Below are 25,154 nucleotides of genomic sequence, written 5' to 3'. Positions count from 1 at the left end.
GCATTCTCGCCACGGCTAGTGGGTTGGGGCGTGTCTTGCGGGGCCCGCCCCAGGCCGGCCGCGCGGGCGGCCTTTTGGGGCTTACGCGGCGTTTTGCGTCGCGTGTTGGCGCTGCGCGCTGGTGGTTGGTGAATTTGGGTATGCGGGGAGTTGAAGCGCGTCGGTTTGCCAACAATCGTCTTTCAACGTCAGTGCCGGATGGGTGGCGCGCGTGACGGTCAGCATGCGCAAGTAATTCGCCACCGCGCGCCATCCATCACCGCCCATTCCCCATGAGCTGGCGACCATTAGCAAACCACTCGCCGCATTCGCGCAAGCGAACACAATCGAAATTCAAGAAATCACGTATGTCATTCACGGCCGCCCGCGCGGCCGAGAATGACGGGCAGCCCAAGAATCGTCCCTGACCACAGCTCTAGCAGCGCATCAGTCCAAGATTCAAGTAGCCCATCGGCGCGGGCGCCTGAGTGGCGGGCAACCTCGATGCGCCCGAGGGAATCTGAAGGGAAGGCCGAAGGCCTGGACGAAGATGACGACGGGGCAGTCCGGAGCGAAGGCTCCGGACCGCAATCGTGGGCGCCCGCCACTCAGGCGCCCGCGCCGACGGGCGGCCTACGAAGCACCCGGTGCGACGGAGCAAGCCTCAACCCTACTCCGACAACGGATCCTGAAACTGCGAACACTTCACCTGCACCAGCCTCCGATCCTGCAACCGCAAAGCCGTCAGCGACCCACCCCAAACGCACCCCGTATCCAGGCAGATCACGTCCGGCCGCTGCAGCAACCCCAGCGTAGACCAGTGCCCGAACACCGTCGTGACGTTCCGCGTGGCGCGGTTGGGTACGTCGAACCAAGGTACCAGGCCGGTCGGCCAGGCGCCCGGCGTCACCTTGGTGGCGAATTCCATGTGGCCATTGGGCGTGCACAGGCGGATGCGTGTCAGCGCGTTGATGATGACCCGCATGCGCTTGCCGCCCTTGTGGTCTTCCTTCCACGTGGCCGGCTCGTTGCCGTACATCTTTTGCAGCGCCTTCTGCCAGTTCGGCCCGCGCAGGGCGTCCTGGACTTCGCCGGCCAGCGCCAGCGTCTTGGCCACGTCCCATTTGGCCAGCGTGCCGGCATGGACCAGCAGGTGGTTCTGTTCGAAGTGGGCCAGCGGGCGAAAGCGCAGCCAGTTGATCAGGTCGGCCGCGTCCGGCGCGCGCAGGACGTCCTCGAGCGTGTCCGATTTGGACGGCTTGCGTACCCCCGCGGCGGTGGCCAGCAGGTGCAGGTCATGGTTGCCCAGCACCGAGGTCGCGCGGTCGCCCAGGTCGATGATGCGGCGCAGGGTTTCCAGCGATTCGGGACCGCGGTTGACCAGGTCTCCGGCGAACCAGAAGCGCGACTGGGGGTCGCCGACCAGTTCGGGGTGGGACAGCAAGCGATCCAGCGGCGAGCAGCAGCCCTGCACGTCGCCGATCATCCAGATACTGCCGTTCATGCGGGACTTTTGCTCCAAGGCCAACGTTGTTGCGCGATCCGCGTGATGGTGTGGCGGTACTCCATGTAGCCCATGGCGCCCAACGCCACGATCATGGCGCCGATGTTCGGACCCAGGGCGGTCAGCCAGGCCGGCCATTTGCCCAGCATGCCCACGTTCAGGGCCAACTGGTTCAGCATGAAGAAGCCTACGCCCAACAGGATGCCGATGAAAACCTTGGCGCCTACGCCGCCGCGGCGTGTCTGCATCAAGCCGATGGGAGCGGCAATGGTGATCATGACCAGCAGGGTGAACGGATACGCCAGTTTGCGCCACAAGGCGACGACCTGTCGACCATATTGCAGCTGGTTGTTGCGCAAATAGTCCACATAGTCCAGCAGCGTGGCGATGGACATGCGTTCAGGGGTCAGCACGCGGGCCAGCAGGCGCTCGGCGCTGAGCGTGGTGTCGATATTGCGCTCGGGCACCTTGACCACGGTGGCGGGCGGGTTCTTGGGCGGACGCGCGTTGGCCAGCGCCTCGGCGGCGTCGTCGTCCAGCCGGGTTTCGGTGACGTCCTTGAGCAGCAGGTCGCCCTGCGTGAACAGGCCGGTCGGCGCGGTTGACAGGGCGGACAGCGTCTGGTCTTTCTTGAATTCGTAGAGGATCACGGAGTTGACCTGCCCGTCGCCCTTGAGTTCGCCGATGTTGATGATGCGGGTGCCGCCGTTGGCGGTGGGTTCCTTGAACCAGTAACCGCTCTTGAGGCGGTCGCCGCCGGCCTTGCCGCGGAACAGCAGGTTGGCCTCGCCGGATTTGATTTCGGCCCAGGGCGTGACGTACTCGGACAGCAGGCCCGCTCCTATCATCAGCGGGATCGTGACGATCCAGAGCATGCGCAGCAGCTTCATGCCGCTGACGCCGGATACCCGCAGGATGACCAGTTCGTTGCGCTGGGCCAGCCCCGCCAGCGCCAGGATGGCGCCGATCAGCAGGCCGATGGGCAACAGGTCGTAGAGACGGGTCGGGATCGCCAGGGCCTGCATGTACAGCAGGGCCATCATGGAGAACTTGTCGCCGACGTTGTCCAGATCGTCCACCAGCGCGAAGAACGTGAAAAGGCCCAGCAGGGCCATGAGGACCACTGCGCAAGAGCGATAGATCTCGCGGGCCAGGTAGCGACGTGCGGTACGCATGAAGAAAAGGAGGAACGCCTAAACCCGAAAGCTTAACAAATCCCGCCGCTCAGGGTGGGGCCGGAGGGCCGGATCCGTGTCAGGGGATGTCGACCATCTGCATCCGCCGCGTCAGGACGCCCACCCGGGAGTTCAGGTACCGGGTATTGCGGTGGGCGTCATAGAAGCGCGGGTTGGGCAGCATGGCCGCCAGCCGGGCCGACTGGCTGGCCCCGAGGTTGGCGGCGGAGGTATTGAAATAGTGCTTGGCGGCGGCCTGGGCGCCGAACACGCCTTCGCCCCATTCCGCCACGTTCAGATACAGCTCCAGGATCCGTTCCTTGCTCATGACGTGTTCGATCATGTAGGTGAGTACGAGTTCCTGGCCCTTGCGGATGTAGCTGCGGGAGCTGGACAGGAACAGGTTCTTGGCCAGCTGCTGGGTGATGGTGGAGCCGCCGCGCATCTTGCTGCGGCCGGCTTCCTGTTGCTTCTGGTTGTATTCCCAGGCCTTGCGGATGGCGTCCCATTCGACGCCGTCATGTTCGGTGAAGTTGGAGTCCTCGGACGCCACGACCGCGCGCTTGAGGTTGCGGTTGATCTTGTCGTAGGGCACCCATTCGTACTTCAGCTCGAAATCGGGGTTGCCGTCGCTCAGGCGGGATCGTTCCTCGCGCATGATGGCGCTGCTGCCCGGGGGGCGGTAGTTGTACCAGACCACCTGGGCGAACAGCCAGAACTGATAGAGCAGCACCAGGCACACCAGCGCCATCAGCGCGCCGCTGATGATCCGGAACCAGGAGCGGCCCTTGCGCGTCGCCATGCCGTCTATTGCCCGGCCTTGAGCGCCTCGCGCAGCGCGGCCAGCACGGGGGCGGGGTCAGGACGCACGCCATGCCAGATGTAGAAGCTTTCGGCCGCCTGACCCACCAGCATGCCCAGGCCGTCGGCCGCAAGTGCGGCGCCGTCGGCTTGGGCTTGTTGCATGAAGGCGGTGGGCTGGGCGCCGTACATCATGTCGTAGGCGGCCGCGCCGGGCGCATAGAGGCCCGGGGGCAGGTCCGGGGCGGCGTTCTGCAGGCCGCTGGCGGTGGCGTTGATGACCAGGTTCCAGCCGCCGGCAAGGGCGGCGTCCGCCAGGCTGCCGCCCGTGACCGCCGTCTGCGGCGACACGCCGCTCTCGCGCCAGGAAGCGGCCAGTTCTTCCGCCTTGGATGCGGTGCGGTTGACGATATGGATGCGGGCGCAGCCGGCTTCGGCCAGCGGCTGCAGCACGCCGCGGGCGGCGCCGCCCGCGCCGACCAGCAGCACGGACGCCCCGGTCAGGCGCACGCCCAGGCGCAGCAGGTCGGACACCAGGCCCACGCCATCGGTATTGCAGCCATGCCAGGCGCCGTCGCGCCAGGACAGGGTGTTGACCGCGCCGGCGAGGCGGGCGCGGCTGGACAGGCGGCCGGCAGCCAGGGCATAGGCGTCCAGCTTGAAGGGCACGGTTACGTTCAGGCCCAGCCCGCCTTCGGCGACGAAGGCGGCGACCGCCTGGGCGAAGCCGTCCACCGGAGCCAGCAGGCGCTCGTAGCGCAGCGGCTTGCCGGTCTGTTCGGCAAACATGGCGTGGATCTGGGGCGAGCGGCTGTGCGCGATGGGGTTGCCGATGACGGCGTATCTGGCGAGAGGGAGCGCCTCGGTCATGGGGCTTGTGTTTCCAGGGTGTCGTTGACGAAATGCCAGGTGCGGGTGATGACCAGCACGTCCGTGTCGCGCGCGATATCGGGCGGGAAGGGCGGGAAAGGGGCGGCCAGCTGGACGATGCGGCGGGCCGCCTGGTTCAGCACGGCATGCGGCGAAGGCTGGTCGATCTCGACGTTGGCGATGCTGCCGTCGGCGCGCACCGACACCGTGATGCGCAGGGATCCGTAGATGCGGCCGCGGGCCTCGTCCGGGTAATGCTGGGTGCCGACCGTTTCGATGCGGGTGCGCCAGGCGTCCAGGTAGGCGGCGTAGCGCGAGGCCTCGGCGGAAGGCGCGACGAATTGCTTGCGCGGTTCGGCGCTGTATTGCTGGACCCGCGCCGCCAGGGCGGCCACCTGGGCGCTCTGGATGATGCTGGCCTGGTCCTCGGCGTCGCGGCCGAGGTCGGCGCCGTCGGGCCAGGGGTTGACGGCCTGGCGCTCGGCGCCAGCCTTGTCAGCGGCGCGCAGCTGGGTCATCAGGCGGGTCTGTTCGGCTTCCAGCTGCACCTGGCGACGCCGCATGGCCTCCAGCACGATGGTTTCGGCCGATTCGCCGGTGCGGGGCAGGGGAGTGGTGGACATGCCGCGTTCGGCGTTGCCGCCGCCGGTCATCTGGTTCTGGGCCTGCGCGCGCGGGGTTTCCGGGGGCGTCTCGCTGCGGGCATTGAGCAGCACGACTTCCAGGCTGGTGGCCGGCGGGCGCGAGAGCGCGGGCGCGCCGAAGCGCCACGCCAGGGCGCCGGCGTGCACCAACAGCGATATCGCGATGCCGATGCGCAGGTAATGCTGGGCGGGTGCGCCCAGCCACCGCAGGTAACGGCTCAGCGAGGAGGGGGAATCAGCGAGGCGTTGCACCTGCGCATTGTAGAGCGAGTCCAGGTCTGCCGGGCGCCAGTAGCGGCTCACACGGAAAGCCTAGGCCTGGCGCGCGTAAGCCCTGGGCCCCGGGTCTGTAACAGACCGGGGCGCAAGCCAGCAGGCGCCTCAGGCGACCGTGCGGGGGAAGACCCAGACTTTGCTGGCGGGCAGCGACAGCCGGCAAGGGCCGGGCTCGCGCCCTTCGGGGCCGTAGGCGCGCAGGGCCAGGGTATGGGCCGGGTCGGCGTCGGGGGTGCGGAACAGGTACTCCCAGCGGTCGCCCAGATACATGCTGGTCAGGAGCGGCATGTCGACGTGGTTGCCGTCGGGGTCGTCCGCCAGCCGTACCTGCTCCACCCGGATCACGGCGGTGCCGTCCTGGCCTTGGGCCACCCCCGGGCTGGCCTTGCCCCACAGCGACCAGCCGCGCCCTTCGATGCGGGCCTGGCCGTCGCGCACCTCGGTGACCTTGCCGTCCAGCCGGTTGTTGCTGCCCATGAATTCGGCGGTGAACAGGGTGGACGGGGAGCCGTACATTTCCTGCGGCGTACCCTGCTGTTCGATCTTGCCGTTGTTCAGCAGCAGGATGCGGTCCGAAATCGCCATCGCTTCGCTCTGGTCATGGGTCACCATCAAGGCCGACAGGCCGAGTCGAATGATCAGCTCGCGCAGGAAGGCGCGGGCCTCCTCGCGCAGTTTGGCGTCCAGGTTGGACAGCGGTTCGTCCAGCAGGATGACGGGCGGGCTGTACACCAGCGCCCGGCCGATGGCCACGCGCTGCTGCTGGCCGCCGGACAGGGCGTGCGGATGGCGCTGGCCCAGCTTGCCCAGGCCCAGTTGGTCCAGCACGGCCTGCACGCGTTCGCGCACCTCGGCGCCGGGCACCTTGCGCAGCTTGAGCGGATAGGCCACGTTCTCGAACACGGTCTTGTGCGGCCACAGCGCGTAGGACTGGAACACCAGGCCCAGGTTGCGCTCCTCGGCCGGGACCTCTTTCTTTGCCGCGCCGTCATAGACGACGCGTTCGCCGATGGTGATGCGGCCGCGCTTGGGGCCTTCCAGGCCGGCCACGGCGCGCAGCAGCGTGGTCTTGCCGCTGCCCGAAGGGCCCAGCAGCGACACCACTTCGCCTTGGCGCAGCTGCATCGACACGCCCTTGAGCACCGGGTTGTCGCCGTAATCCAGGTGCAGGTCTTCTACAGAAAGCTCAATCATGAAGTTTGACTCCGAATCGCAGGGCGACGCCCAGGCCGATCACGACCAGAACGATATTGATGAAGGAAAGCGCGGCCACGATGTCGATGGCGCCCGAGGCCCACAGCGACACCAGCATGGAGCCGATGGTTTCGGTGCCGGGCGACAGCAGGTAGACGCCGGTGGAATACTCGCGCTCGAAGATCAGGAACATCAGCAGCCAGGAACCGATCAGGCCGTACTTGGCCAGCGGCACCGTGACGTGGCGGGTGACCTGGCCGCGGCGCGCGCCGGCGCTGCGGGCGGCTTCTTCCAGCTCGGGGCCCACTTGCAGCAGGGTCGAGGAGATCAGCCGCAGGCCATAGGCCATCCACACCACCGTGTAGGCCAGCCACACGCTGAAGATGGTGCTGCGCATGGCGCGCAGCCATTCGATGAAGTTCTCGCGCAGCCATTCCGCGAAGGGCAGGGCCGACAGCCAGCCGCCTTCGTCCAGGGCGTTGTCCAGCCACATCGGCACGAACAGGAACACCCACAGGAACGCCAGACCGGCCAGGAGGCCCGGCACCGCGCGCGGCACCAGCACGCTGTAGTCCATGAAGCGCGTGACGTTGTCCGGCTTGCGGTGCATGGCCAGGCCCACAAACATGTAGCAGAACACGGCCAGCGCGCCGCCGAACACGCCGATGGCCACCGAGTTGACGATGGCGCGCATCAGGTTGGGCTGCGAGAACACGGTGCGGAACGCGTCCAGGGACAGCACGTCGAACAACGACACGCCCATGCCCCAGTTGGACACGAAGGCGCGCAGCAGCACGCCCAACAGCGGCACCACGATGGTCACCAGCAGCCAGAACGCCACCACGCCGCCGGCCACCCAGCGCCACTTGCCCAGCGGCAGGGCACGGGCGCGCGAGGCTTTGCCCTTGACCGTGACGAAGCGGTTGGCGGTGCGCATCAGGCGGCGCTGCAGCATCACCAGGGGGATCGTCATGCAGATCAGCACCACGGCCACGGCGGCCATCAGGTGATAGGACGGGATGCCCAGCTTGTTGGTGAGCTTGTACAGATAGGTCGCCAGCACCAGGTTGCCTTCGGGATCGCCCAGCACCAGCACCAGGCCGAACACCTCCAGCCCCAGGAAGAACAGCAGCACGGTGGCGTACAGCATGGCCGGACGCACCATGGGCAGGCTGACCGACACCATCACGCGCAGCGGCGAGGCGCCGGACACGCGCGCGGCTTCCTCGACGTCGGAACCCATGCTGCGCAGCGCCGACGAGATATACAGGTAGGCGTGCGGCACGTGGGTCAGGCCGGCGATGATGACGATGCTGGTCAGCGAATAGACGTTCCAGGGCACGAAGCCCAGGATGTTTTGCGCCCAGGTCGAGAAAAAGCCCACCGGGCCCGCGGCCACCACATAGCCGAAGCCCAGCACCATGGGCGACACGAACACCGGCACCAGGATCAGCGGCTCGATCCAGCGGCGGCCGGGCAGGTCCGTGCGTATCATCAGGAAGGCCAGCATGCCGCCCAGCGGGATGGCGATGACGGCCAGGCCGAAGGCCAGGATGAAGCCGCTTTTCAGGGCCTTGTAGAAATCGGGGTCCGCGAAGATGAAGCGGAACGCGTCCAGGCTGAAGGTCTTGGACGGCGTGAAAAAGGGCGCGGACAGAAAGCTCTGGATGATGATGAACGACAGCGGCACGTAGATGGCCAACGCCGTGATCAGCACCACCACGCCGCGGGGCAGGGACTGCCATTTCGAGCGCAATGACTGCATGGGGAATCCTGTGTTCTTGAATGGCGCGAAGGTCGCGCGGCCGGGTCGGGGGCGACCGCCCCGGCGGCGGTCAGGGGGACTGCGGCGCGCCGCCGTCCCCTACGCGCGAGGCGGCCCGGAACCGTGGCTCCGGGCTGCGCGGCATTACTTGCCAGCCGCGGCGCGCCAGTCCTTGATGAACTGCAGGCGCTTGTTCTGTTCCAGGTAGTCCAGCAGCGTTTCGTTGACCGGAATCGGCTTGAGCGAGGCGCCCAGCTTCTTGGTCATGCCGTCCACATCGTTGTCGCCTTCGATGTCGTCGCGCACGGAGGCCAGGTCGGCCTGGTTCGCCAGGATGGTCTGGCCTTTCTGCGACAGCATGTAGTCCATCCACAGCTTGGCGGCGTTGCGGTTCTTGGCCTTCTTGCTGATGAAGGCCACGCGCGACAGGACCAGCGCGTAGTCGGTCGGGTAGGCCACGCCCAGCGACGGGTCGCTCTTGGCGCGCGTTTCGGCGTAGGAACCCAGGATGTTGTAGCCGATCAGGTTTTCGCCGGAGGACACGCGTTCCATCATGGTGCCGGTGGACGACTGCACGATCAGGCCGCCTGCGGCGATGCCCTTGAGCGTTTCAAAGTACTTGGGGTCGTTGACCTTGTCCTGCACCGCCAGCATGAAGCCCACGGCCGACTTCTCGATGTCGTAGGTGGTGACCTTGTTCTTGAACTTGTCCGGCTGGCTGGCGATCAGCTTGGCCAGGGCGCCGTGCGTGGTGGGCACTTCGGCGGCGGGGATCAGGCGCTTGTTGTAGATGAACACGGCCGGTTCGTAGGTCGTGCCGTAGGCGGAATCCTTCCACACCGCCCAGGCCGGCAGCTTGCCGACTTCCGGCGACTTGTACTGCAGCGCGTAGTCGCTGGCCAGTTTCAGGGCCGAGTCCATCGACGAGCTCCAGACGACGTCGCCGCTGGTGCCGCCCGCCGCCTGCTCGCTGATGTAGCGGTTGTAGAGCTCGGTGCTGTTCATGTCGTTGTATTCGACCTTGATGCCCGGATACAGCGCTTCGAAGCCCTTGATGACGGGGCCAGCGGCCTTGGTATCGGTGGTCGAATAGATGACGACCTTGCCTTCCTTCTTGGCGCCGTCCAGGATCTTCTGGTAGTCGGCCGGGTAGCCGGCCGGCACTTGCTGCGCAAAGGCGCTGCCGGCGGCAAGGGCGAATGCAGCGGCGCAGGCGGCCGCCAGTTGGGACTTGGCAAGCATGGGTGTGTCTCCGATGAGTCTTGTGGTTGGAGCGGGATCCGTGTCCAGCTTGCGGGCATCTTAGGAGCCGGCGTCTGTCGTCGTCCTGTCATGGCGGCAGGATGCGTCTAGGGGAAATCCCTGGGCGGCGTGGGCGCGCGCGCGTTCGATCCTTACGGCCGCGCGGGTGTGTCCGTCACCAGCCGGATCCAGTTCTGCACGAAGCGCGAATGGCGGCGCTGGTCCAGGCCGACCAGCAGGGCCGGGCTCAGCACCACCGGCTGCACGATGCCCTGGGAACGCGCCAGCACCGCTTCGGAGGTCCAGCGGCCAGGCGTGTCTTCCATGATGGAGCCCAGCGCCGCATGGCTGGACGCCACCTGTTGTCCGGCCGGCGACAGCAGCCAGTCCACCAGCGCCCGGCCCAGCTCAGGGCTGGGCGCGGTGCGCGCGATCAGCACCGAGCGCGCCAGCACCAGCACGTAATCCTGCGGAAAGACCACGCCGATGGGCGCGCCCGCGGCCTGCCGCGACAGCGCGTAGGAGCCGAGGATGTTGTAGCCGATGTCGATCTGGTCGTTCTCGATGGCGTCCAGGATCTCGGCGCTGGTGGCCGACAGGCGCACGCCGGCCTGGCCCATGGCGTTGGCCAGTCCCCAGAAGTTCGACGACACCAGCTCGTCCTGCTCGGCCAGCAGATAGCCCACGCTGCTGGCTGCGATGTCATAGGTGCCGATGCGGCCGCGCAGCTTCGCGGCGTCGCGTTCCAGCAGGCGCAACAGGTCCTGGCGCGAGCGCGGCACGGTGGCTTCGGTATAGCGCTTGGGGTTGTAGACGATGACGGCCGGCTCGAAGGTGAAGCCATAGACCTCGTGGCGCCAGATGGCCCAGGAGGGCAGCTTGGCGGCGTAGGGCGAGGAATAGCTCAGCGCATAGCCGTCGTTGGCCAGCCGGATCTGCAGGTCGGAGGCCGAACTCATCAGCACGTCCACGTCCTTCAACTGTCCGGCGACGGCCGCTTCGTAGAGCTCGCGGCTGCCCATCTCGCGGTACACCACGGTGACGTCCGGCCGTTGCGACTGGAAGCCCTGGATCAGCGGCGCGACCACCGGCGTGTCCGTGGGTCCGGCGATGGTCAGGACCCGGGAAGTGGGCTGCGGCGCGGGGTAGCGGGTGACGACTTCCGCGATGTCGGCGGCACGTACCTCGGCGGGGGCCGAGCCCAGCAGCAGGCCCGCCATGCACAGCGCGCCCAGGCAGGCGGCTGCTGCGCGCCCCGGCGCGGAACGCGCCAGCGGCAGGATCACGCGCGCCGTCAGGCCGCCGCCCGGACGGTCCTGCAGCCAGAGCGAACCGCCGTGGGCGGCCGCCACCGAGCGCACGATGGAAAGCCCCAATCCCGACCCGGGCTGCGTTTCGCCGGCGCGGCCGCGGGTGAAGCGCTGCTGCACGGCGTCCTTTTCGTCGTCGGCCACGCCCGGCCCGCGGTCCGACACGGTGAGCGCCACGCGAAAACCCGCCACGGGCGTGGCCTGGATGTCCACGGGGCCGTCGGGCGCATAGCGCAGGGCGTTGTCCACCAGGTTGCGCAGCATTTCGCGCAAGGCGACCCGGTCGCCGGCGATGCGGGCGCGGCGGACCTCGGGCGCGATCTCGATGCGCAGGCGCTGCGCTTCCAGCGGGCCGATGCGGCGGCGCGTTTCGTTGACGGTCTCGGCTACGCCCACCAGCGTGCGCGATCCCTTGCCCAGGCGGTGCGTGATGGTGGCATCCATCAGCAGCTGATTGATCAACTGGCTGGCATGGGTGGCGTTCAGATGGATGCGTTCGAGGCGCGCGTGCAGCCTTTGCTGATCGGTTTCTTCCAGGGCGACTTCGGCTTGGGCGCGCAGCGAGGCCAGCGGCGTACGGACCTGGTGGGCGGCATCCGCCACCAGGGTGTTGAGCGTGCCCATGACGCCGGACAGGCGCTGCATGAAGGCGTTCAGCGCTTCGACCAGCCGTCGCACTTCTTGCGGCACAGGCGTCACCAGCGGCGCCAGGTCGTCGGGCGCGCGGCTGCGCAATTCGCGCTCCACCACGGCCAGCGGCGCGAAGGCCCGTTGCACCCCGAACCACAGCAGGCCCAGCGCCACCAGGGACACCACTACCAGCGGCAGTGCGGTGCGCCCCAGGATCTCGTCGGCCAACGCCTCGCGCGAGCCCAGCGTCTCGGCCACTCGCACCGTCACCCAACCCGCATGCTGGCTGGCGGACACCAGCCGGCCTACGGTGGCGACGCGCACGGGTTCGTCGTGATAGCGCAGATAGGCGAACACCGGCGTGGCCGACTGCGCCAGCGCCATGCCGGGCGCCAGGTCGTCGTAGCCGGTGATGAGGCGGCCGTTCGAGGTGCGGGCCTCGTAGAACACGCGCTCGCCGCCGGACAGCATGGCCAATGAGGACACCGGCGGTTCGACGGTGACGTTGTTGTCTTCGATCTGCACCGAGCCGGCGATGGTCAGCGCCGACGCCGCCAGCAGCCGGTCAAACGCCTGTTCCGCCGCGCGCTGCGCGTAGCCGCGCAGGAAGAACACCAGCCCGATCAGCGCGCAGGCCAGCAGCAGCACGCCCAGCGCGAAGACACGGCGGCGGATGGAAAAGTTTTCAGGGTTCTTCATGGCTGCGGGCCTGATAGCCGACGCCGCGCACGGTGACGATATCGATCGAGGCGCCCGTCAGCTTCTTGCGCAGCCGCGATATCAGCAGCTCCAGCGCATTGAGCGTGCCGTCGTCCAGGTCGAAGAGCTGGTTCATCAGTCGTTCCTTGGCGACGGTCTGGCCCAGCTTGCCAAGCAGGATCTCCAGCAGACGGAATTCGCGCCGGCCCAGCTCCAGAGGCGCGCCGGCCACGCTGACATTGCGGTTGGCAAGGTCCAGGCTGAGATTGCCATAGACGGTGACGCTGCTGGTCTGGCCGGCGGGGCGGCGCATCAGCGCGCGCAGCCGGGCTTCGAGTTCGCGCAGGTCGAAGGGCTTGACCAGATAGTCGTCGGCGCCCAGGTCCAGCATGTCGATCTTGTCTTCGATTTCGGAACGCGCGGTCATGACGAGCACAGGGGCTTCCAGACCGGCGGCGCGCAGTTCCCGGATGACGGTGAAACCATCTTTGCCGGGCAGGTTGATGTCCAGCACCAGGGCATCCCAGGTCTCGCCCAGGCCCCAACGCAACGCCGCCACGCCGTCGCGTACCCATTGCACGCTATGGCCGGCGAAACGCAGCTTGCTTTCCACGGCATCGCCGAGATCGAGATTGTCCTCGACCAGCAAAATGCGCATGTGTTGTCTCCGTGTCTTTTGTGGCTTTCGGGGGAGTTTATAGGGGTGTGAGGGTTCTGTGGGTCTTGATGCGGGCGCGGGCTTGGTTCTTAAGACGCCTGTCGCGTCGGCGGCCTGCGGGGCGCGGGGCAACGATTGCGGTCCGGAGCGTTCGCTCCGGACTACCCCTTCGTCATCTTCGTCCAGGCCTTCGGCCTTCCCTTCAGATTCCCTCGGGCTTATCGACGCCCCGCGCCCCGCAGGCCGCCGACGCGACAGGCTCTGTCAGTTGAATCTTCACGGGCGCTTGGGGCGGTCGGTGTGCTTGGCGTCCTTGCCACGGATAGTGGGTGGGGGCGTGTCTTGCGGGGCCCGCCCCAGGCCGGCCGCGCGGGCGGCCTTTTGGGGCTTACACGGCGTCTTGCGTCGCGCGATGGCGCTGCGCGTTGGTGGTGGAGGCGTTCTCTTTGTGACGCATATGGCAAGCGAGAATCAGGTCTGGGTATGGTGTTGTGTTGGGGAGATGGCCAAGCACGCGGTCGGCCAGTAATCGTCACTTCAACGCGGATGCCGGATGGGTGGCGCGCGTCCGGATCTGCATGCGCAAGCGGCTGTCCGTCGCGCGCCACCCATCACCGCCATCCCCCAAGAGCTGGAGACCAATAGCAAACGATTCGTCGCATTCGCGCAAGCGAACACAATCGAAATTCAGAAAATCACGTATGTCATTCACGGCCGCCCGCGCGGCCGAGAATGACGGGCAGCACAAGAATCGACCCTGACCACGGCTCTAGCAGCGCATCAGTCCAAGATTCAAGCAGCCCGTCGGCGCGGGCGCCTGAGGGGTGGGCAACCTCGATGCGCCCGAGGGAATCTGAAGGGAAGGCCGAAGGCCTGGACGAAGATGACGAAGGGGCAGTCCGGAGCGAAGGCTCCGGACCGCAATCGTGGGCGCCCGCCCCTCAGGCGCCCGCGCCGACGGGCGGCCTACGAAGAAATCGCAGCGCATCGCCCAAAGACGCCGGAGCAAAAGAAACCTACTCCTGTCCACCCACAGCAGGACTGATCTCCCCGATATACCGGCAATCCAGCTCCAGAGACAACTCATCCATCCCCAGAATATCAATCTCCACCGCAGTCCCCCGCTCCAACTCAGGCATCCCCCCCACCCGAGTCACCAGCGGCGCATTCGCGAACCGCACCAGATCCTCGCGCAGCACGTGCGCCACCGTGCGGGTCACGTTGTGCTGCTTCAGCCAGCGCAGGCACCAGTAGCGTTCCATCGCGCTCTGGAACTCCGCCCAGGCCGCGTATTGCGCATCGAAGGCGCCGATGATGGCGAACAGGTCCGCGTCGCGCGGCTTGAAAGGGGCGACCAGGCGGGCGGACACGCCGTGCTCGACCGCAGCGATCAACTGCCACTGGTTCACCAGGTCCACATAGCGGCGCAGCGGTGAAGTGCTCCAGGCGTACTGCGGCACGCCGATGGCCTCGTGCGGCAGGGCCTGGGTGCTCATGCGCACGCGGCCCGCCTGTTGCGAGCGGTAGATGCCCGGCACGCCATGCTGGTGCAGCAGGCCGCCCCAGAGGTTGTTCGCCAGGATCATGTATTCCGCCACCATGCGGTCCAGCGGCGCGTTGCGCTGGCGCGGCACCAGGCGTACCGGCGTGTCGGGATCGTCGGGGTTGCCGTCCAGGTAGAAGCTGTACTCCACCCGCGAATTGTTCTCAGGCTTGCCGCGCACGTTCTCGCGCTGCGCCGACAGGGCCTGGGCCAGCTTCCAGAGCGGACGCAGCCAGTGGCCGTAGGGCAGGTCGGCCGACGGATCGGACAGGCTGGCTTCCGTGACCTGGGCGTCCAGCATGTTGTGGCGCAGGTTCTCGCGCACCACGATACGTTCCAGGCGGGTTTCCGATTCGATGATTTCGCCGGTTTCCGGATCGGCCACCACGTACAGGGACAGCGCCGGCACTTCGCGGCCGGCGTCCAGCGAAAACGCCTGGATGATGCTGTCCGGCTGCATGGGGATCTTGTCGCCCGGCATGTAGACGGTGGACAGGCGCGCACGCGCCAGCTTGTCGAAATCGCTGTCGCGGGTCACGGTAATGCCCGGGGCCGCCACGTGCACGCCGACGCGCAGGCGGCCGTCGGGCAAGGTGGAGACGGACAGCGCATCGTCGATTTCCGTGGTCGTGACGTCGTCCACCGAATAGATTTCGGCGTCGGACAACGGCAGCTCGCGGTCGATGGCAGGCAGTTCCAGGTCCGGGAACGCCAGTCCGCGCGGGAAATTCACCGCCAGGAAACGGCGCTTGTGCAGCGCCAGCGCATGCGGCCAGGCGCCCAGTTCCAGCAGCAGGCGGTCGGGGCTCTTGCCCAGCTTGGTGCAGGCGGCGTCCAGCGCCTTCCATTGCTGCGAATTCTTGTCCGGGCGGATCAGCAGCGACTCCGCGGCCTGGGCGATGGGCTCGGGCAGGCGTCCGGCAGCCATTTCATCCACCCATTCCTGCTGCTGCTCGGCCTGGCGCTGCTTTTTCTCCAGCGCGGCCAGGGCGGCGGCCAGAATGTCCGGCGGGGCGGGGCGGTAGCGGCCCTTGCCGCGACGGTGGAAGTACGCCGGCGCGCCGTGCAGGCGCATCAGCAGCGCGGCCTGTTCCACCGGCGTGGGCGCGTGGCCGAAGTAGTCGGCGGCCAGCGCGGGGGAGTCGAATTCATCCTGCGGCGCGCATTCCCACAGGAATTGCAGGTCCAGCGTTTCGGCGGTCGCGGCCGCCTGGCTCATCAGCGCGGCCGGTTCGGGCGCGGCGAAGTTGAACAAGGTGTTGGCGCGCTTGATCTTGCTGCGCTTGCCGGATTCCGATTCCACCTGCAGGCTGGCGTCGGTCTCGGACAGGATATTGCCGGCCTTGAAGCTGCCGTCGTCTTCGTAAAACACATACATGGTGGGGATCGTCCTGGGCGGCGCGCACGCGCCGCCTTGCGCTGCTTATAGAGTGTAGAAGTCTGATACTGATTATTGGGGGCGAACCTGCTTGTCGCCAAGGGCGAATTCAAGCACTTCGGGCATCCAGTCCGCAAAATCGGACAAACCGTGGTCGCTGCCTTGCACGATGCGCTGGCGGCAGCCCGCGTAGCGGTCGCGCATCTCGCGCCAATCCAGCACCTCGTCGCCGGTGGCCGCTACCAGGAGGTAGCGGTCGGGCTGGGAGATGCGGGGGACATGGATGGCGGCCAGTTCGTCCACGTATTCGGGCAGGAAGACGAACGGCGCGTCGGAATGATACATGCGGTGCTCGCCGATCTGGGTGGCGAGGTCGCGGGCGGCCTCGACCGCCGGATTCAGCAGCACCGCCTTGCAGCCCAGCTGTTCGGCCAGCCAGGTGGCATAGAAGCCGCCCAGCGACGAGCCGATGATGGTCAGCGCACGGGGCGAGTCCGCGCCTGCCAGCTGGCGCCGGGCGATGTCCAACGCCTGCGCGACGGCTTCGCGCGGGCTGGCGGGCAGTTGCGGGCAGGCCCAGGCCGCCGACAGGCCGCGTTCGGCCATGGCGTCGGCCATCATCCGGGCCTTGAAGGAGGTCGGCGAGGAACGGAAACCGTGCAGATAAAGAATCATGGCTCGCCTTTGCGGTGTCTTTGCCGGAATCAGCCGCGCGCCTGCAAGGCGTCCAGCAGCTTGCCGTGCACGCCGCCGAAGCCGCCGTTGCTCATGACCAGCACCTGGTCGCCCGGACGCGCCGCGCCCGCCACGGCGGCGACCAGCGCGCCGATGTCATCGTAGCTGGAAGCGCGGTCGCCCAGGGGCGCCAGCACTTCGGCCGGATTCCAGCCCAGGGCGTGCTTGCCGGAATGGGCGCCGAAGCAGAACACCAGATCGGCGTCGGCCAGGGCCTCGGGCAGGCGGGCGGCCATGGTGCCCAGTTTCATGGTGTTGGAGCGCGGTTCCAGCACGGCCAGGATACGGGCCGGCCCGACCTGGCGGCGCAGGCCTTCCAGGGTGGTGGCGATGGCGGTGGGATGATGCGCGAAATCGTCGTAGACCTTGATGCCGTTGACCGTGCCGCGCAGTTCCATGCGGCGCTTCACCCCCGCGAAGCGACTCAGGGCCTCGATGCCCTGGGCTGCCGGCACGCCCACGTGTTCGGCGGCGGCCAGAGCCGCCAGCGCGTTCATGCGGTTGTGCTCGCCCGTCAGGTTCCAGCGCACGGTGCCGGCAGTCACGCCGCCGCGCAGCACGCTGAATGCGCCCTCGGCATCCGGAGCCGTCGCCTGCCAGGCGCCATCGGCGCCGAACGTGACGGTTTCGGACCAGCATCCGCGCGCAATCACGCGGTCCAGCGCCGCGCAGTGAGCCGGGCGCACGATGCGGCCCGATCCAGGGATGGTGCGCACCAGATGATGGAACTGGGTCTCGATCGCTGCCAGATCGGGGAAGATGTCGGCGTGATCGTATTCAAGATTGTTCAGGATGGCCGTGCGCGGACGGTAGTGCACGAACTTCGAGCGCTTGTCGAAGAAGGCGGTGTCGTACTCGTCCGCCTCGATCACGAAGGGGCGGCGCGACGGATCGAAGCGCGCGGACACGTGCAGGTCCTGTGCTACGCCGCCGATCAGGAAATTGGGCGCGAGCCCCGCAGCTTCCAGCACCCACGCCAGCATCGAGCTGGTGGTGGTCTTGCCGTGGGTGCCCGCCACCGCCAGCACGTGCTGGCCGGGCAGGATGTTGTCGCCCAGCCATTGCGGGCCGGACACGTAGCGCGCGCCCGAATCCAGGATGGCCTCCATCAAAGGATTGCCGCGGCTGACCACGTTGCCGATCACGAAGAGATCGGGCTTGAGCGCCAGCTGTTCGGCGCCGAAGCCTTCGATCAGCTCGATGCCTTGTTCGGACAGTTGCGTGCTCATGGGCGGGTACACGCCCGCATCGCAACCAGTGACCTTGTGGCCGGCGGCGCGCGCGATCAGCGCCAGACCGCCCATGAACGTACCGCAGATGCCAAGAATATGCAGGTGCATTGAAAACTCTCCTGTCCTGCATTGTATATATATAGAGTGGCGGCCAGCCGCGGCCCGCGCGGCGCAAACCTGCGGCAGCGGTTATGATCGCGCCATGAATCGACGCCTACTTCTTTCCGCCGGCGTGGCCATAGCCGCCACGGTTGCGGGCGGCTACACCCTGATGGGCCGCAAGACCTCGACGCCCTCGGCCGCAGCCGATGCCGGCGATCCCGTCGCCGCCCTGATGCAGATGCCGCTGCCCGACCTGAACGGGGCGTCCCATACGCTGGCGGGCTGGAAAGGCCAGCCCATCGTGGTCAATTTCTGGGCAACCTGGTGCGCGCCGTGCGTCCGAGAAATGCCCGAGCTCGACGTTTTGCAGAAAAAGTACCCGCATGTACGATTTGTCGGCATTGGTGTCGATTCGGCTGCGAATATGCAAAAATTTGTCGAGAAAGTACAGGTTTCCTACCCCTTGTGGGTGATAGGGGCCGGCGCCATCGATACATTGCGTAAGCTGGGAAATCCCAGCGGCGGCCTGCCTTTTACTATTGTTTTCAATGCAGATGGCGGAATTAACCGGAAGATATTGGGTGAAATCCAGCCCGACGACCTGGATCGCACCCTATCTGGTTTAAAGGCGTAAGTCTGTTGGACAAATAGTAGGAATTGGCGTAAAAAGCTGGTTTATCGGCTGTTTTGCCAACAATTGGCAAACCACTCATTGGCAAGCGCATGGCGCAAAACATACTGGTATTGCATGGCCCGAACCTGAACCTGCTCGGCACCCGAGAACCTCACATCTACGGCAGCCTTACGCTGCAACAGATCAACGAGGGACTTGAGCTGCTCGCAGGCGAACTGGGCGCCACGCTGACAGCGTGGCAAGGCAATCACGAAGGCGCGCTGGTTGACCGCATCCAGGCGGCCCGGCAAGACGGCACCGACTTCATCATCATCAACGCGGCGGCATATACGCACACCAGCGTCGCAATTCGCGATGCGCTGGCTGGGGTCGCGATCCCATTTATTGAAGTACATTTGTCCAATCTGTATAAGCGAGAGCCCTTCAGGCATCACTCTTATCTGTCCGACTTGGCGGTAGGCCTCATCAGCGGCCTGGGCGCGGATGGCTACGAGGCGGCTCTGCGTTACGCAGTGCGGCACTGATCTCGCACCAAACCACAGCATTTACATCTTATACGGCGCGGACCCGACGCTGGGACGTCGCCGACACTATCTCGGGAAGCAGCTTCTATGGACCTCCGAAAACTCAAAACCCTGATCGACCTGGTGGCTGAATCGGGCATCGCCGAGCTGGAAATCACCGAAGGCGAAGGCAAGGTGAGGATCGTCAAGTTCTCGCAGACCTTGCAACCGGTCGCCTACCACCACCCCGAAGCCGGCGTGCCGGCGGCGCCGGTGGCCCAGGCCGTCGCTCCGGCCGCGCCCGCCGCCGCCGAAGCTGCGCCGGTGATCCAGGGCCATGTCGTGAAGGCTCCGATGGTCGGCACGTTCTATCGCGCGCCGAACCCGGGCGCCGCGCCGTTCATCGACGTCGGCGCCACGGTGAAGGAAGGCGATCCGCTGTGCATCATTGAAGCCATGAAGCTGCTCAATGAAATCGAAGCCGACAAGTCCGGCGTCATCAAAGAAATCCTGGTCGAAAACGGCGAGCCCGTCGAGTACGGTCAACCCCTGTTCGTCATTGGCTGATAGCTGAAAATGTTCGAAAAAATCCTGATCGCCAATCGGGGCGAAATCGCCCTGCGCATTCAGCGCGCTTGCCGCGAGCTGGGCATCAAGACCGTGGTGGTGCACTCCGAAGCCGACCGCGAAGCCAAGTACGTGCGCCTGGCCGATGAATCGGTGTGCATCGGGCCCGCGCCGTCGCGTGAAAGCTACCTGAACATGCCGGCCATCATTTCGGCGGCCGAAGTCACGGATTCCGAGGCAATCCACCCGGGTTACGGGTTCTTGTCCGAAAATGCCGACTTCGCTGATCGCGTCGAAAAGAGTGGCTTCGTCTTCATCGGTCCGCGTCCCGACACCATCCGCCTGATGGGCGACAAGGTCAGCGCCAAGCGCGCCATGATCGAAGCCGGCGTGCCGGTGGTGCCGGGTTCGGAAGGCGCTTTGCCCGACGATCCTCAGGAAATCGTCCGCATTGCGCGCGAAGTCGGGTATCCGGTCATCATCAAGGCGGCAGGCGGCGGCGGTGGCCGCGGCATGCGCGTGGTGTACACCGAGGCTGCGCTGCTGAACGCCGTCACCATGACGCGTTCCGAAGCGGGCGCCGCGTTCAACAACCCCGAAGTCTATATGGAGAAGTTCCTGGAGAATCCGCGCCACGTGGAAATCCAGGTGCTTGCCGACGGCGGCCGCAACGCGGTCTGGCTGGGCGAGCGCGACTGCTCCATGCAGCGCCGTCACCAGAAGGTCATCGAGGAAGCGCCGGCGCCCGGCATCGCGCGCCGCCTGATCGAGCGCATCGGCGACCGTTGCGCCGACGCCTGCCGCAAGATGGGCTACCGCGGCGCGGGCACGTTCGAGTTCCTGTATGAAAACGGTGAGTTCTATTTCATTGAAATGAACACCCGCATCCAGGTCGAACACCCGGTTACCGAGCTGATCACCGGCGTGGACCTGGTCCAGCAGCAGATCCTGATCGCCGCCGGCGAAAAGTTCACGCTGCGCCAGCGCGACATCACCTTCAAGGGCCACGCGATCGAATGCCGCATCAACGCGGAAGATCCGTTCCGCTTCGTGCCCAGCCCCGGCCGCATCACCAACTGGCACACGCCGGGCGGCCCGGGCGTGCGTATCGATTCGCATGCGTTCAACGGTTATTTCGTGCCGCCGAACTACGACTCGATGATCGCCAAGGTCATCACCTACGGCGACACGCGCGACCAGGCACTGGCCCGCATGCGCACCGCGCTGTCGGAAATGGTGGTGGAAGGCATTTCCACCAACATCCCGCTGCATCGCGAAATGCTGCAGGACGCCCGCTTCATCGAAGGCGGCACCAGCATCCATTACCTGGAACACAAGTTGGCTCAGCGTCCCTGACCGCGATCCGGGGGCTTTCCGCTCCCGGGCCGCTCCTGTTTTGTTTTACGGTCAACGGGCCGCGGCGCAAGCCGCGGCCCGTTGACCAGATGGAAGAATCATCATGCGTGAACTCGTGCTCCATTGCCTGGAGGCGCAGGCCGAAGCCCTCTCGGATGCCCTGCTGGAAGCAGGCGTGCTGTCGGTATCCGTCGAAGATGCCGACCTGGGCACCGACGACGAGCGTCCCTTGTTCGGCGAACCGGGCACCGAGCCCGACGTGCAGGCCTGGGACCGCAACCGCGTCGTCGCCCTGCTGCCCGACGGAGCCGATCCCGCGCAGATCATGGAAGAAGCCGCCGCCGCGGGCGAACTCGATCCCACCGTGTTCGAGGGCTGGAGCCTGCGTGACGTGCCCGACGCCGACTGGGTGCGCCTGACACAGTCGCAGTTCGGCCCCATCCATATCGCCGAACGCCTGTGGATCGTGCCCAGCTGGCACCGCGACAATCCCGATGTGCCGGCCTTCGAGCCGGACGCCGCCACCCAGGAAGGCGCAATCCACATCGAGCTGGATCCGGGCCTGGCCTTCGGCACCGGCAGCCATCCCACGACGCATCTGTGCCTGGCCTGGCTGGAAGCCGAGTTGCCGGCCGGCGCCACGCTGCTGGACTACGGCTGCGGCTCGGGCATCCTGGCGATCGCCGCGCGCAAGCTGGGCGCGGGTCCGACTCAGGCGGTGGATATCGACGCCCAGGCAGTGCAGAGCACCATCTTCAATGCCGAGGTCAACCACGTCGAGCTGCAGGCCATGCTGCCCGACGGGCTGGCGGATGGCACGTTCGAAGTGGTGGTCGCCAACATCCTGTCCAACCCCCTGAAGGTGCTGGCGCCCATGCTGGCCGGACGCGTCGCCGCGGGCGGCCATCTGGTCTTGTCCGGCGTGCTGGAACGGCAGGCCGAGGAAGTGGCCGCCGCCTACGCGCCCTGGATCGCCATGTCGGTCTGGCGCGCGCGCGACGGCTGGGTGTGCTTGCACGGCCAGAAGGCCTGAGCGCTGCCACCGCTGGATCGCGCCATGGCCCTGACCACCCGTTGCCCGCAGTGCGGCACCACCTTCAAGGTGGTGCCTGACCAGCTGCGGGTCCGTAATGGCCTGGTGCGCTGCGGCGCCTGCTCGACCGTGTTTGACGGGCGCGCCTGCCTGCTGCCGGCCGCGGGCGCGGCGCCGCAATCCGTGCCGCCGGCCGCACCGCCGATGCCGGTGACGCCCGCCGCCAGCCAGGCCGCACCAGTCTTGGCGACGCCCGTTGCGCCGCAGGTGCCGGTTGCCCCCATTGCGCCTCTGCCTCCCGCCGCACCGCCGCCGGAGCGTCCCGCGCCCGCGGTGGATTTTTCACAGATCGCGCCCTGGGACGACGAGCCCGAACCGCCGCGCGCACCCGTGGCGGCGCCCTACAGTCCGCCCGCGGTGCCGCCTGCCGTGCTGCGCGGCCGCGACGATATCCGCCGGCGCGCCGAACCGATCCCAGGCGAGGAAGATGCAAGCCGTCATGAATCGGACGACCTGGCCGACGACGACGTAGGCGATGACGAGGATCCGCTGCGCTGGACTGCGCCCGCGGCTTCGAGGGCGGGGCATCATGCCGACACGGCCGTGCGCGGCCAGCATGCGGAGCCGTCCTTCACCATAGGGCGCGCTCGCGCCGACGTGCGTGACGAAGCGCGCGACGACGAGTACGACAACGAGTACGCCGACGAGCATCGCGACGACGACCCCGACGATTACCGGGAACACTACCGCGACGATCACGGCCCCGATCGCGAAGACGCTGGCGAGCCCGTGCTGGGCGACACCCGCACGCGTTATTCCAGCGCCACCGACGTGGGCCGCGCGCCGCCCGAATTCCTCGACCAGGACCGCGAGGAGCGGCAAGGCCTGCTGCGCAAGCTATGGGGCTACGCCTGCCTGATCGGCCTGATCGCGCTGGGCCTGCAACTGGCATACGTGTACCGCACCGATATCGCCAATTCCGTGCCCATTCTGCGGCCGGCGCTGGAGATGGCGTGCCAGCCGCTGGGCTGCACCGTGGGGTACGCGCGTCGCCTGGAACTCATACACATCACCTCCTCGTCGCTGCAGCCGCCGACCGGCGCGGCAGCGATCGATGACGGCCGCAGCCGCCTGGTGCTGACGGTGGTGATGCGCAACCGTCACGACAAGCCGCAGCACTGGCCCGCTCTGATGCTGGACCTGAACGACCTGTCGGACACGGTGGTGGTGCGCCGCGCGCTCAAGCCCGAAGATTATCTGACGCCCGAGCAACTGCGCGGTCCTTTCGCGCCTCAGGGCGAATTGAAGATTTCCGTGCCGATTGAAGTGACTGGCGTCCAGGTCAATGGCTTTCAAATCAATAAATTCTTTCCTTAAGGGATGACTCGCATGGCTACCCCAGTTCTGGTTTGCGGTTCGATGGCGTTCGACACCATCGCGGTGTTTGAAGGACGTTTCAAGGAACACATTCTGGCCGACCGCATCCAGTCGCTGAGCGTGTCGTTCCTGGTGCCCAGCATGCGCAAGGAATACGGCGGCTGCTCGGGCAACATCGCCTACAACATGAACCTCCTGGGCGGCAAGCCAGTGCCTGTCGCGACCGTGGGTGAAGACGCGGGCGAGTACATGGAGCGCATGGCTGGCCTGGGCATCGACGTCAGCCGCGTGAAGGTGATTCCGGAAACGTTCACCGCGCAGTGCTTCATCACCACCGATCTGGACGACAACCAGATCACTGCCTTCCACCCGGGCGCCATGTCGCACGCGGCGGAAAATGATCTGAGCGACGCCGACGCGGCCTGGGCCATCGTTGCGCCCGACGCCAAGGAAGGCATGTTCGCCCATGCCGAGCGCCTGCATAAGCGCGGCATTCCGTTCATTTTCGACCTGGGCCAGGCCATGCCGCTGTTCGATGGGGCGGACCTGGAGCGCATGCTCAAGCTGGCGCAGGCGCTGACGGTGAACGACTATGAAGCCGGCGTGGTGGAACAGCGCACGGGCCGCAGCATGGACGACATCGCCCGCAGCTTGCAGGCCGTGGTGGTGACGCGCGGCGCGGAAGGCGCCACGTTACTGACCGAAGGCAAGACCATCCAGATTCCGCCGGTGCGCGCGGCCCAGGTGGTCGACCCGACCGGCTGCGGCGACGCGCAGCGCGGCGGCCTGCTTTACGGCCTGACCAGCGGCTGGAACTGGGAAGACAGCTGCCGTCTCGGCAACGTCATGGGCGCCATCAAGATCGCTTCGCGCGGCCCGCAAAACCATGCGCCATCGCGCGCCGAGATCGACGCCGTGCTGCACGCGACCTACGGTATTCATCTGCCGCTCTAAGCCCCTCGGGAACCCTGCAGTTGCGCTGCGGTCGAAGCGTTGGCGAGGGTTGAAGACGCCGTGTTCCGGCGTCTTTTGCGGCTGTGTTTTTCAGCTTCTGGCGGTGCGTTTCAGTGTGTTGCAGCATCGCTGGCCCCAATTCGGGGCCAGGGTATGATGAGTACATCGTCGGCAACGGCCGATCGAGGAGTCCAAATGAATCAAAGCAAAACTTTTTCCCTGGTGACGCCGCGCGCGGGGCGCTGGCTGGCGATCGCCGCCGTCGTGACCTCGATGGCGGTCCTGGGCGGCTGCGCCAACCGCAGCGCGTCCAGCGGCGTCTACAGCTATGACCAGGCGCAGCGCGAGCAGATCGTCCGTACCGGCACGGTCACCGGCGTGCGTCCTATCGTGATCCAGAACGACAAGTCCAGCGGCGTCGGCATGGTGGCCGGCGGCGCGCTGGGCGGCGTGGCGGGTAACGCCATCGGCGGCGGCACCGGCCGCACCATCGCCACTGTGGGCGGTGTCATCCTGGGCGCGCTGGCGGGTAACGCCATCGAGAACCAGACCGGCAAGAATTCCGGCTACGAAATCACCGTGCGCCTGGACAACGGCGAAACCCGCGTGGTCGCGCAGGAAGCCGATGTGCCCATCAGCGTGGGACAGCGCGTGCAGGTGATCAGCGGCTCCGGCCCGACCCGCGTTACGCCGATGTAATGACCAGTCCAGCGCCGCTTGCGGCGCGGCCACGCAAAAGCCCCCGTCAGGGGGCTTTTTTATTGCCGGCGCATGGGGTGAAAAGGGGGGCAAGGCGGCAAAAGCTGGATAAGCGTAAAAATCTGTCGCTCGGCCGCAACGCGGCGCCCAGGGACTTACCCGCGAACGTTACGTTTGCCAGCGTTTTCTCGCGATTTCCTCCAAAAGCGTCATGGCGATTTGACGAACGTGGTGCCATGATTGCGCCTGCGATCGACGTCGCATTGCGAAAATCATGTAACTGAGTGCATCGGA

General features: G+C 66.6%; 21 protein-coding genes. 8 read left to right on the top strand and 13 right to left on the bottom strand.

The window, feature by feature from the left end; genetic code table 11:
- Window positions 1–649 precede the first annotated feature (649 nt).
- The 13 genes from IB259_RS22680 to mpl all read right to left on the bottom strand — a co-directional run bounded on the left by IB259_RS22680 (window position 650) and on the right by mpl (window position 17,743).
- On the bottom strand, window positions 650–1,483 hold the full coding sequence (locus IB259_RS22680) for a symmetrical bis(5'-nucleosyl)-tetraphosphatase (RefSeq protein WP_054458990.1): 834 nt from the start codon (window positions 1,481–1,483) through the stop codon (window positions 650–652).
- Complete coding sequence (lptG, locus tag IB259_RS22675) at window positions 1,480–2,658, bottom strand: LPS export ABC transporter permease LptG (RefSeq protein ID WP_054458992.1); 1,179 nt, start codon at window positions 2,656–2,658, stop codon at window positions 1,480–1,482. Before lptG ends, IB259_RS22680 begins: the two co-directional genes overlap by 4 nt.
- A gap of 79 nt (window positions 2,659–2,737) precedes the next feature.
- Window positions 2,738–3,460, bottom strand: coding sequence for a monofunctional biosynthetic peptidoglycan transglycosylase (gene mtgA / locus IB259_RS22670; protein WP_054458994.1), 723 nt, complete (start codon window positions 3,458–3,460; stop codon window positions 2,738–2,740).
- 5 nt (window positions 3,461–3,465) lie between these two features.
- Window positions 3,466–4,329, bottom strand: a complete 864-nt coding sequence (gene aroE / locus IB259_RS22665; protein WP_192330159.1) for a shikimate dehydrogenase — start codon at window positions 4,327–4,329, stop codon at window positions 3,466–3,468.
- The gene (locus IB259_RS22660; RefSeq protein ID WP_119450721.1) at window positions 4,326–5,225 is read right to left on the bottom strand and encodes a TonB family protein; all 900 of its coding nucleotides are present in this window, start codon (window positions 5,223–5,225) and stop codon (window positions 4,326–4,328) included. The genes aroE and IB259_RS22660 overlap by 4 nt, the downstream gene beginning before the upstream one ends.
- 129 nt (window positions 5,226–5,354) lie before the next feature.
- Complete coding sequence (locus IB259_RS22655; protein ID WP_125471209.1) at window positions 5,355–6,443, bottom strand: ABC transporter ATP-binding protein; 1,089 nt, start codon at window positions 6,441–6,443, stop codon at window positions 5,355–5,357.
- Window positions 6,436–8,208, bottom strand: a complete 1,773-nt coding sequence (locus IB259_RS22650; protein WP_054459000.1) for an iron ABC transporter permease — start codon at window positions 8,206–8,208, stop codon at window positions 6,436–6,438. The genes IB259_RS22655 and IB259_RS22650 overlap by 8 nt, the downstream gene beginning before the upstream one ends.
- 144 nt (window positions 8,209–8,352) lie before the next feature.
- Window positions 8,353–9,450, bottom strand: a complete 1,098-nt coding sequence (locus IB259_RS22645; protein WP_192330157.1) for an ABC transporter substrate-binding protein — start codon at window positions 9,448–9,450, stop codon at window positions 8,353–8,355.
- 152 nt (window positions 9,451–9,602) lie between these two features.
- The gene (locus IB259_RS22640; protein WP_192330155.1) at window positions 9,603–12,089 is read right to left on the bottom strand and encodes an extracellular solute-binding protein; all 2,487 of its coding nucleotides are present in this window, start codon (window positions 12,087–12,089) and stop codon (window positions 9,603–9,605) included.
- A complete protein-coding gene (locus IB259_RS22635; RefSeq protein WP_192330153.1) occupies window positions 12,076–12,747 on the bottom strand; it encodes a response regulator transcription factor in 672 nt (223 codons plus the stop codon). Before IB259_RS22635 ends, IB259_RS22640 begins: the two co-directional genes overlap by 14 nt.
- 1,016 nt (window positions 12,748–13,763) lie before the next feature.
- Window positions 13,764–15,668, bottom strand: coding sequence for a ribonuclease catalytic domain-containing protein (locus IB259_RS22630; RefSeq protein WP_175163491.1), 1,905 nt, complete (start codon window positions 15,666–15,668; stop codon window positions 13,764–13,766).
- A gap of 72 nt (window positions 15,669–15,740) precedes the next feature.
- Window positions 15,741–16,343, bottom strand: coding sequence for a YqiA/YcfP family alpha/beta fold hydrolase (locus tag IB259_RS22625; protein WP_054458319.1), 603 nt, complete (start codon window positions 16,341–16,343; stop codon window positions 15,741–15,743).
- Between the two features lie 29 nt (window positions 16,344–16,372).
- Window positions 16,373–17,743, bottom strand: a complete 1,371-nt coding sequence (gene mpl / locus IB259_RS22620) for a UDP-N-acetylmuramate:L-alanyl-gamma-D-glutamyl-meso-diaminopimelate ligase (protein ID WP_119450716.1) — start codon at window positions 17,741–17,743, stop codon at window positions 16,373–16,375.
- Between the two features lie 94 nt (window positions 17,744–17,837).
- Between mpl and IB259_RS22615 the strand changes: the two genes are divergently transcribed.
- The 8 genes from IB259_RS22615 (at window position 17,838) to IB259_RS22580 (ending at window position 24,860) form a co-directional block, all read left to right on the top strand.
- Window positions 17,838–18,371, top strand: coding sequence for a TlpA disulfide reductase family protein (locus tag IB259_RS22615; RefSeq protein WP_054458322.1), 534 nt, complete (start codon window positions 17,838–17,840; stop codon window positions 18,369–18,371).
- Window positions 18,372–18,460: 89 nt separating this feature from the next.
- Window positions 18,461–18,895, top strand: a complete 435-nt coding sequence (gene aroQ, locus IB259_RS22610; protein ID WP_013391376.1) for a type II 3-dehydroquinate dehydratase — start codon at window positions 18,461–18,463, stop codon at window positions 18,893–18,895.
- 87 nt (window positions 18,896–18,982) lie between these two features.
- Window positions 18,983–19,441, top strand: coding sequence for an acetyl-CoA carboxylase biotin carboxyl carrier protein (gene accB, locus IB259_RS22605; protein WP_054458324.1), 459 nt, complete (start codon window positions 18,983–18,985; stop codon window positions 19,439–19,441).
- 9 nt (window positions 19,442–19,450) lie between these two features.
- A complete protein-coding gene (accC, locus tag IB259_RS22600) occupies window positions 19,451–20,797 on the top strand; it encodes an acetyl-CoA carboxylase biotin carboxylase subunit (RefSeq protein ID WP_054458326.1) in 1,347 nt (448 codons plus the stop codon).
- 103 nt (window positions 20,798–20,900) lie between these two features.
- The gene (gene prmA / locus IB259_RS22595; protein ID WP_192330151.1) at window positions 20,901–21,830 is read left to right on the top strand and encodes a 50S ribosomal protein L11 methyltransferase; all 930 of its coding nucleotides are present in this window, start codon (window positions 20,901–20,903) and stop codon (window positions 21,828–21,830) included.
- 24 nt (window positions 21,831–21,854) lie between these two features.
- Window positions 21,855–23,207: a DUF3426 domain-containing protein gene (locus tag IB259_RS22590; protein WP_054458330.1), complete on the top strand. Its 1,353-nt coding sequence runs from the start codon at window positions 21,855–21,857 to the stop codon at window positions 23,205–23,207.
- Between the two features lie 12 nt (window positions 23,208–23,219).
- Window positions 23,220–24,161 carry a carbohydrate kinase family protein gene (locus IB259_RS22585; protein WP_054458332.1) on the top strand — a complete coding sequence of 314 codons (942 nt, stop codon included), beginning with the start codon at window positions 23,220–23,222 and terminating at the stop codon, window positions 24,159–24,161.
- 195 nt (window positions 24,162–24,356) lie between these two features.
- The gene (locus tag IB259_RS22580) at window positions 24,357–24,860 is read left to right on the top strand and encodes a glycine zipper 2TM domain-containing protein (protein WP_013391382.1); all 504 of its coding nucleotides are present in this window, start codon (window positions 24,357–24,359) and stop codon (window positions 24,858–24,860) included.
- Window positions 24,861–25,154: the final 294 nt, after the last annotated feature.

This window comes from Achromobacter sp. ACM04 (assembly GCF_014851465.1).
GTDB classification, from domain to species: Bacteria; Pseudomonadota; Gammaproteobacteria; order Burkholderiales; family Burkholderiaceae_B; genus Achromobacter; species Achromobacter aegrifaciens.
The sequence above is the reverse complement of the archived record's forward strand: the minus strand, read 5'-3'. Positions and strand labels throughout refer to the sequence as shown.

What these genes read in the sequence shown, in the direction of transcription:
- IB259_RS22680 (WP_054458990.1), bottom strand. Translation starts at nt 1,483, where the DNA reads ATGAACGGCAGTATCTGGATGATCGGCGACGTGCAGGGCTGCTGCTCG.
- lptG (WP_054458992.1), bottom strand. Translation starts at nt 2,658, where the DNA reads ATGCGTACCGCACGTCGCTACCTGGCCCGCGAGATCTATCGCTCTTGC.
- mtgA (WP_054458994.1), bottom strand. Translation starts at nt 3,460, where the DNA reads ATGGCGACGCGCAAGGGCCGCTCCTGGTTCCGGATCATCAGCGGCGCG.
- aroE (WP_192330159.1), bottom strand. Translation starts at nt 4,329, where the DNA reads ATGACCGAGGCGCTCCCTCTCGCCAGATACGCCGTCATCGGCAACCCC.
- IB259_RS22655 (WP_125471209.1), bottom strand. Translation starts at nt 6,443, where the DNA reads ATGATTGAGCTTTCTGTAGAAGACCTGCACCTGGATTACGGCGACAAC.
- IB259_RS22650 (WP_054459000.1), bottom strand. Translation starts at nt 8,208, where the DNA reads ATGCAGTCATTGCGCTCGAAATGGCAGTCCCTGCCCCGCGGCGTGGTG.
- IB259_RS22645 (WP_192330157.1), bottom strand. Translation starts at nt 9,450, where the DNA reads ATGCTTGCCAAGTCCCAACTGGCGGCCGCCTGCGCCGCTGCATTCGCC.
- IB259_RS22640 (WP_192330155.1), bottom strand. Translation starts at nt 12,089, where the DNA reads ATGAAGAACCCTGAAAACTTTTCCATCCGCCGCCGTGTCTTCGCGCTG.
- IB259_RS22635 (WP_192330153.1), bottom strand. Translation starts at nt 12,747, where the DNA reads ATGCGCATTTTGCTGGTCGAGGACAATCTCGATCTCGGCGATGCCGTG.
- IB259_RS22630 (WP_175163491.1), bottom strand. Translation starts at nt 15,668, where the DNA reads ATGTATGTGTTTTACGAAGACGACGGCAGCTTCAAGGCCGGCAATATC.
- IB259_RS22625 (WP_054458319.1), bottom strand. Translation starts at nt 16,343, where the DNA reads ATGATTCTTTATCTGCACGGTTTCCGTTCCTCGCCGACCTCCTTCAAG.
- mpl (WP_119450716.1), bottom strand. Translation starts at nt 17,743, where the DNA reads ATGCACCTGCATATTCTTGGCATCTGCGGTACGTTCATGGGCGGTCTG.
- IB259_RS22615 (WP_054458322.1), top strand. Translation starts at nt 17,838, where the DNA reads ATGAATCGACGCCTACTTCTTTCCGCCGGCGTGGCCATAGCCGCCACG.
- aroQ (WP_013391376.1), top strand. Translation starts at nt 18,461, where the DNA reads ATGGCGCAAAACATACTGGTATTGCATGGCCCGAACCTGAACCTGCTC.
- accB (WP_054458324.1), top strand. Translation starts at nt 18,983, where the DNA reads ATGGACCTCCGAAAACTCAAAACCCTGATCGACCTGGTGGCTGAATCG.
- accC (WP_054458326.1), top strand. Translation starts at nt 19,451, where the DNA reads ATGTTCGAAAAAATCCTGATCGCCAATCGGGGCGAAATCGCCCTGCGC.
- prmA (WP_192330151.1), top strand. Translation starts at nt 20,901, where the DNA reads ATGCGTGAACTCGTGCTCCATTGCCTGGAGGCGCAGGCCGAAGCCCTC.
- IB259_RS22590 (WP_054458330.1), top strand. Translation starts at nt 21,855, where the DNA reads ATGGCCCTGACCACCCGTTGCCCGCAGTGCGGCACCACCTTCAAGGTG.
- IB259_RS22585 (WP_054458332.1), top strand. Translation starts at nt 23,220, where the DNA reads ATGGCTACCCCAGTTCTGGTTTGCGGTTCGATGGCGTTCGACACCATC.
- IB259_RS22580 (WP_013391382.1), top strand. Translation starts at nt 24,357, where the DNA reads ATGAATCAAAGCAAAACTTTTTCCCTGGTGACGCCGCGCGCGGGGCGC.